This window comes from Dehalococcoidia bacterium, from assembly GCA_028711995.1.
GTDB lineage: Bacteria > Chloroflexota > Dehalococcoidia > SZUA-161 > SpSt-899 > JAQTRE01.
The window spans coordinates 1-7,863 of the sequence record JAQTRE010000135.1 but is presented as its reverse complement, the minus strand read 5'-3'; the positions used below and the strand labels follow the sequence as shown (position 1 = coordinate 7,863).

Genomic DNA, 7,863 nt, shown 5'->3' with positions numbered 1-7,863 from the left:
AAGATGATCTACAGCATTCCGCTCCCACGCAACTCGCAACGGAAGAGAGACTCCTAATGATATGCCCATAACTTCACTGACAAAATCGCTAAACACATAACCCTGACATTTTCCCTGGACAACGACAAAAGTCGCAAAATCAGGCAGGCCAGAAGGATTTGGTTTTGGTATGCTGCCCTTCTGACCAGATCAGTCCGTGTGGCCCTAGTACGATCCTCTAAAACAGCATTGCGCATGCCAACACTGTCCATGGTGAGCCATCATCGCTTGAATAGTGTGGAAAGTGTCCTTCCCGATAATGAACTCGATGATCCCTTCAAGAAGCTGGCCCGAAGGGCTGTCATCCTCTCCTCTAATATTTCGGCAACTCTTATTTTGAGGCAATTCCCCCAGATGACAACAGGCCCTGTTTATGCTATACTACCGACAATCTCATCGAATATGCAAGGCGACCAATTTGCCCCCCATTCAAGTCAATCGTGTGCGGGGAGGAATTTACAATTGGCCCCGGCCTGCGCTAAACTGAGATAAATGCCGAAGTTGCTCCACTCCTCCCATATCGCAGTACCAAAAACCCGCCGATTTCGCGGCAGAAATCGGCGGGTTTTTGAGCGAAGCCACGTCGATCCAATGGCAGGAACATTACTCGATAGGCTCCCAGCTATTCACAACTATCCGCAGATGAGTGTCAGAGAACAGAGGTGAATCGGGTGAAATTGAGAAGGAGCAAGCGTTCTCTTGTTGTCAAAATTCCAGCTGCCGATTGGACAACTGACTGGGACGGGAATTTTACGTTCATCAGCCCGAGTGCAGAGAGGATTCTGGGATACACGCCAGAGGAGATGAGAGAAGAGCATCCACTGGAAAGGACAGCGACAAAGGTTCATCCCGATGATGCTAAGAAAGTGAAGGAAGCGCTCAGGGCCGTGTATCGAGAGGGCGGCTATCTCGATACCGAGTTCCGATATAGAAGCAAGGACGGAAAGTGGGTATGGGTGAATGCGAGAGCCGTGCGGACGTATGAGATAGATGGGACTCGCTTTCTGGACGGATTGATAACCGATATCTCTGAGCGCAAACGAAGAGAGGAAGCCTTGCGCGAGAGCGAGGGCCGGTATCGTTCTCTTGTTGCCAACATTGCAGATGTGGATTGGACCGCGGACTGGGACGGGAATTTTACATTCGTCAGCCACAATGCAGAAAGGATTCTGGGTTACACGCAAGAGGAAATGCAAGGTGTGAATCCTCTGGAAAGGACAGCGAGATGGGTCCATCCTGACGATGCTGAATCGGTAAGAGAAGCGCTCAGGGCCGTGTATCGAAAGGGCGGCTGTCTCGATACGGAGTTCAGGCTCAGAAAAAAGGATGAACAGTGGGCATGGGTAAATGCAAGAGCGGTACGGACGTATGAGAGAGATGGTACTCGATTTCTGGACGGATTGCTGACCGATATCTCTGAGCGCAAGCAAAAAGAGGAAGCCTTGCGCGAGAGCGAAGGGCGATACCGTTCTCTTGTTGCCAACATTTCAGATGTGGATTGGACAGTTGACTGGGACGGGAATTTTACATTCGTAAGCCCTAATGCAGAAAGGATTCTGGGTTACACGCAAGAAGAAATGCAAGGGGTGAATCCTCTGGAAAGGACAGTGAGATGGGTCCATCCTGACGATGGTGAAAGAGTACGAGAAGCGCTCAGGGCCGTGTATCGAGAGGGCGGCTATCTCGATACAGAGTTCAGATACAGGAAAAAGGATGGGGAGTGGGTATGGGTGAACGCGAGAGCCATAAAGACGTATGAGAAAGAAGGAACTCGATTCCTAGACGGATTATTATCCGATATTTCTGAGCGGAAACGCGGCGAAGATGAACTGCGGGTGCTATCCCACCGACTTGTGGAATCACAAGAAGCGGAGCGTAAGGCGATCGCCCGCGAATTGCATGACGAAATGGCTCAATCGTTAACAGCGCTGAAGCTGATGCTTGAAAGAGCCATGCGAGCTTCACATGACGAGTCCTGTTCGATCATTGGGGAAGCGAGAGTCGCACTGCAAGACCTCATGGGACGAATGCGCACCCGGTCATTTGAGTTGTGGCCCAGGGCACTGGACGAGCTTGGGTTGCTGCATGCCTTGCTCTTGCACATTGATCGCTACGCCGCTCAAAATCACGTAACCGTTAACTTCGAGCACTTTGATCTGCAGAAAGACCTGCCACCACAGGTTAGCCTGGCCTCGTACCGGATTATCCAGGAGGCACTGACCAATGTTGCACGCCATGCAGGTGTGACTGAAGTCTTAGTACGTGCATGGACGGATGATCAATCGATCTATATTTTAGTGGAAGATCAGGGAGTTGGTTTTGTGCCTGAGTTGCTCACGGTAATGAACTGCAGCGGGATCAGGGGTATGCGAGAGCGAGCCGTGTCGCTGGGTGGAATATTAAGCATTGACTCAGCCCCGGGCCAGGGCACCAGTGTCACAGCTCAATTACCACTCAAGCCGCAACCACTTAAAAGTCACTTGGAAGAACAACGATGATAAGCATAGTGCTGGCTGATGACCACCACGTTGTTAGGCAGGGCTTACGAGCACTGCTGGAGAGCTATCAAGATTTCACCGTCGTGGGTGAGACTTCGAGTGGACTTGAGGCGACCCAACTGACAGAGAAACTCAAGCCCGATATTCTCCTGCTTGATCTGATGATGGGTGTCATGAATGGGTTTGAGGTCACCAGGCAAGTCAGGAAGCGTTCCCCGACAACAGCTGTGGTTATTCTCTCTATGTACGCCGATGAAGCCTATGTATTGGAGGCGCTGAGAGCAGGCGCCAAAGCCTATGCTCTGAAGGAATCCACCTCCGAAGAACTTGTCCATGGAATCAGACAAGCGTTCGCCGGTCATCGCTACCTCAGCTCGCAGCTTTCCGAACTGGCAATCAAGCACTATTTGAGCAAGACAGACCAGAGCGATCTTACCACTTACGAGACACTAACGATGAGAGAGCGTGAGATATTGCATCTTGTGGCCAATGGAATGACGAGTGCTGAGATTGCCCAACGACTGCAAGTAGCCTCGCACACCGTTGACCTTCACCGTTCGAGCATGATGCGAAAACTCGGCCTCAAAAACCAAATTCAGTTGGTGCGGTATGCGATTCTTCGAGGAATAACACCAACTGCAGAAAGCGGCGGGCAGGCAAGCAGTAAAGAAAGCACTGAATAGGTACCCTTCGCCACTTAATAAGGTCTTCCTTAAGATTTTCCTCAAGACAGATACGGCAAAACCTATCGGTCAATAGCACACTCGTAATCAGGATATAGAAGCCTTTTCCTCCCCTAATTAGTAGAAGGTACATATTCCTCTATTCTTCTTCTCAGGTTACAATTGCCGCAAAGATCGTACAAGATAATCTATCTAGATCACGCCTTCGTTGAAAAACCGGTTCTTTGCACTTCGCACCTTACTAACAGCATACGAGATAGGAATTTCAACTCCTTCCATTATTTGAGGGCAATGCCTGATGGTGAACAGACAGGTAATGTTCTTGGCTTATCCATAACCAGGGCTAAATCAATCTTTGAACTCAGTGTGGTCGATCACTCCCGCAGCAGGAACGAGATATCAAACCCCATTTGTTTTGACTTGGATGATTTCAGCACCGCCGAACCAAGAGCGAAATAGACATCAAATCAAAAAAGGGAGTAGTAAAAATGAAAGGGATTCTGGATGGTATCAGAGTTGTTGACTGGATTCAATGGATCGCCGGCCCTGAGTGCTCAGCGATCCTGGGGGACCTGGGCGCTGACGTCATCAAGGTTGAGTATAGGGGTGTAGGCGACCAGCAAAGAGGGAATCGAAACTTCTGTGGCAGCCCTACGGCTCTTCCACATGGACGCCACTCACTGTTTGAGAATCTCAATCGCAACAAGAGAGGAATTGCCCTGGATCTGAAGGATCCAAAGGGTAAGGAAATCATGAAGCAATTGGTGAAGAATTCCGATGTGTTCGTCACCAGTTTTATGGCGGACGCAGTAAAGGATCTGGGCCTTGAATACGAGATGTTATCCAAAGTCAACCCAAAGCTCATTTATGCCACCACCACTGCATGGGGAGAGAAAGGCCCCGATGCGGAGCTTCCGGGTTTCGATCTGGCAATCGTTGCCAGAAGCGGCCTGATGATTCACGTTGGAGAAGGACCGGGCAAAGACCCGGTTTCGGTTCTGCCAGCCACTGCAGACATGGCCGGGGCATATGGCCTGGCGTTTGCCGTTGTAGCAGCTCTTCTGGCCAGGGAACGCTACGGCATCGGGCAAAGGGTCGAATCCTCCAACCTCGGCAATATGGTCAAGATTCTATCTCAGGTCTATTCTCAGTATCTCTTATCAGGCATAGAGGTTCCCAGAGCGGAGAGATTGAAACCATTCTTTCCCACGTTCAACTACTTCAAATGCAAGGACCAAAAGTGGCTGGCTCTCGCCTTGTTTCGGGAGGTCGATTGGGTTCCTTTCTGCATGGCAGTAGGTTTACCCGTGTTGGCCGGACCTGACTATGCGACCCTCGAGCTGAGGGTGAGGAAATCACCCGAAATTGTCCGATTGCTCGATAACACATTCATTACCAAAAACCGGAGCGAATGGATAGAGCGGTTGAGCGAGAAGAAACTTGTGCATGCTGCGGTGAACGATGTCCCTGAGGCATGCGCGGATCCTCAAGTGATTGCCAATGAATATGTTCGCACCTTCGACCATCCTGCTCTGGGAAAGATCAAGCTCCCGGGGTTCCCGTGGGTGTTCCCTAAGACCCCTGCAGCTCAGACCTTGCCCGCTCCAGAAGTGGGAGAGCATACCGAGGAGATTCTGCTGGATGTTTGTGGCTATGACTGGAACGACATCGCTCGCTTCAAAGATGAGGAGATCATTTGAGGGGTATGGCGCGATTGTTCTGAGGAGACGTGTATCAACTACTGAGAAATTGTGGTTGAAAAGAGAGGGCTAAGTTGTTTGGACTCACCGAGACTCAAGAGATTTTCCAGAGGGAGATACGGGCTTTTGCTCGAAAGGAACTTGCTCCCCTGGCCGACAAACGGGCCAAACTGGATCATATGCCCGCGGATATCATGCAGAAGCTCGCTGACATGGGGCTGTTCGGCATGTGTCTGCCCGAAAAATACGGTGGGGTAGAGAGTGACTGGGTCTCGATGGGAATAGCCATCGAAGAGTTGGCCCGGGTGGATACCGCCTCAGCCCTGATGTTAATCCCGGCGAAAATTACCGGCATTGCGCTGCAATTCGGGACGGAGCAGGCACGAGCGGATTGGCTGCCAGGCATAATCCAAGGCAAGAAGATACCAACGCTGGCTATCACGGAGCCCGACTGCGGATCGGATGCGGCGGCCATGCGTACCCGTGCTATCAAAAAAGGCGACAAATATATAATCAGCGGGGAGAAGACCTCCATCACCAATGGAATGCAGGGTGATGTATCCTTGGTCTTTGCGAAGACAGACCCTACCGCCGGCGCTAGAGGCGTCAGTTGCTTACTGGTTCCCCTCGATCTGCCCGGCGTCTCGAGGTCCCTTTTCGAAGATATGGGGTGGAGACAGGCAAACCGAGCCTCCCTGTTCTTCGATGAAGTTGCCGTGCCCACCAGCTATCTCGTTGGCGAAGAAAACAGGGGATTCCAGTTGGCCATGCAGCAGTTCGATTTTGCGCGGATTGGGCTGTCGCTGACTGGGCTGGGAATGGCACAGGAAAGCCTAGAGAATGCCATAACGTATGCCAGTCAGCGTACCGCGTTCGGAAGACCGCTTGCCGAGTTCGAAGCGATCGCTTTCAAGATCGCGGAAGACGCCACCCTTCTGGAAGCAGGGCGTCTTCTTTGCTATCGTGCTCTGTCCATGAGAGATCAGGGGCTAACTCATACCAAGGAAACCGCCATGTGCAAGTGGTGGGTTCCGAAGATTTCGTTGGACGCTATCCATAACGCGCTTCTGATTCATGGCCATCTCGGCTATAGCGATGAATATCCCGTAGAGCGACGAATGCGCGATGCGGTTGGCTTAGAGATAGCCGATGGACCCGCCGAAGTTATGAAGCTTGTGATTGCTCGCGAGTTGATTGGCCGGCAGTTTGCGCCTCGCTGATCCTGAGAGTTCTTTTGATGGGTGAAAATAGATACCCACGCCTTTACAGGCGTGGTACTTGCGGGTTCAAGCGGAGCTTGTCCTGCTTCGCAGGAATCGGCTCTCACCCCCGCCTTCACAGGCGGGGAACTCCCGCTTGATTAGACCCGAGCCTTAGGAAAGGCAAGCGTTGATAATCATAAATTAGACGTAGTTGCAGGAGGAAATGACATGTCCGTGGGGATCGTATCGTATGGTGCGTATATACCGATTTACAGAATGAGCTAGGAGACCATATCCAAGGTCTGGGGAAGCTTTGGCGGCAAAGGCGAAAAAGCGATAGGTAACTGGGACGAAGACAGTTTGACTATGGGAGTGGAGGCATGTATCGACTGTCTGAGCGGGCAAGATCGCAGCTCTGTGGATTGGCTCTATATGGGCACCACGAGCCCTGTTTATCTGGAAAAACAGAATGCCAGCATGATGGCCAAGGCATTGGATCTCAGGAAAGATATTGTAACAGCAGATATCACCAACTCCCTTCGAGCCGGGACGAGTTGCCTCAGGGCAGCCATTGATGCTGTTAAGGCAGGCTCGGCAAAGCATTGTCTGGTAGCCGTTTCTGAATGTCAGGGAGCACCGCCAAATTCGGCATTCGAGAGATTGTTCGGTGATGGCGCGGCTGCATTGATGATCGGCGATAAGGATGTCGCTGTTGAGATCGAAGGCAGTTACGGAATCACCAGCGACTTTCTGGATATTTGGAGAAACCCGCGCGATAGATATCCCCAGATGTGGGAAGAGCGCTTTGTGGTTGAGCATGGTTACCTGGAGCGCATACCAGAGGTTGTCTCCGGTCTATGCAAAAAATATTCCGTTACGCCGAAAGTGTTCAACAAAGTGGTTTATTACGGGTATGATGCCCGGCGGCATGCGGAGATTTCTAAAATGCTGAGGCTTGAGCCGGGCCAGATACAGGATCCGCTTTTGAACTCTGTGGGCAACACCAGGGCGGCTTCAGCTTTCATGATGCTGGTAGCAGCGCTGGAAGATGCGAAACCCGGTGACCGAATTCTGTTCATCAGTTACGGCGATGGCGCGGATGCCTTCATGCTCAAGGTTACGGATAAAATCGCTGATATCAAGGGTCGCAGGGGCATCAAAAAACATCTGGAGTCAAAGATGATGATGCCTTTCTACGGCAAGTATCTCCGTTTCCGCGACATGATGGAATGGGAGAAGAACCGGATTGCTCGCGCTTACGGCTCCTTGACGATGGCCTGGAGAGATAGAGAGTGGGTGTTCGCCTGCAAGGGCCAAAAGTGTAAGAATTGCGGCCAGATTGAGTTTCCACAGCAGAGGATCTGTGCTTATTGTCAAGCGAAAGATAATTTTGAGGATATCAATCTCTCTGAGAAAAAGGGGACCCTTTTTACGTATAGCATGGATAGCCTGACCACCGTCACTCCGGATCCGCCCAATGTTCTGGCCGTTGTTGATCTGGAGGGAGGTGGCAGGTTCTATACGACGATGACCGATCGTGATACGGGAAATCTCACCATGGGCATGCCTATGGAGCTGACCTTCAGGAAGGTTCACGATGAACAGCGCTATCACAATTGGCGTTCCTGCAAAAAGGTAGCGCCTTGGTATTGAAGCTGATATTGGGATGCGATAGACTCAAGTTGAGGCTATTCGACTTGAGGTGAAGGGATGTTCAGAGAGAACCACAGGCATAAGCAGA

At 51.3% G+C, this 7,863-nt stretch carries 5 protein-coding genes; all 5 read left to right on the top strand.

What is annotated here, in order from left to right:
• Nucleotides 1-710 precede the first annotated feature (710 nt).
• A complete protein-coding gene (locus PHV74_13465; protein ID MDD5095367.1) occupies nucleotides 711-2,537 on the top strand; it encodes a PAS domain S-box protein in 1,827 nt (608 codons plus the stop codon).
• On the top strand, nucleotides 2,534-3,220 hold the full coding sequence (locus PHV74_13460) for a response regulator transcription factor (protein ID MDD5095366.1): 687 nt from the start codon (nucleotides 2,534-2,536) through the stop codon (nucleotides 3,218-3,220). The genes PHV74_13465 and PHV74_13460 overlap by 4 nt, the downstream gene beginning before the upstream one ends.
• 488 nt (nucleotides 3,221-3,708) lie before the next feature.
• The gene (locus PHV74_13455; protein ID MDD5095365.1) at nucleotides 3,709-4,920 is read left to right on the top strand and encodes a CoA transferase; all 1,212 of its coding nucleotides are present in this window, start codon (nucleotides 3,709-3,711) and stop codon (nucleotides 4,918-4,920) included.
• Between the two features lie 74 nt (nucleotides 4,921-4,994).
• Nucleotides 4,995-6,140, top strand: a complete 1,146-nt coding sequence (locus tag PHV74_13450) for an acyl-CoA dehydrogenase family protein (protein MDD5095364.1) — start codon at nucleotides 4,995-4,997, stop codon at nucleotides 6,138-6,140.
• Between the two features lie 399 nt (nucleotides 6,141-6,539).
• Nucleotides 6,540-7,775, top strand: a complete 1,236-nt coding sequence (locus tag PHV74_13445; GenBank protein ID MDD5095363.1) for an OB-fold domain-containing protein — start codon at nucleotides 6,540-6,542, stop codon at nucleotides 7,773-7,775.
• Nucleotides 7,776-7,863: the final 88 nt, after the last annotated feature.

Coding starts and splice junctions, on each gene's coding strand:
- PHV74_13455 (MDD5095365.1), top strand. CDS start 3,709: ATGAAAGGGATTCTGGATGGTATCAGAGTTGTTGACTGGATTCAATGG.
- PHV74_13460 (MDD5095366.1), top strand. CDS start 2,534: ATGATAAGCATAGTGCTGGCTGATGACCACCACGTTGTTAGGCAGGGC.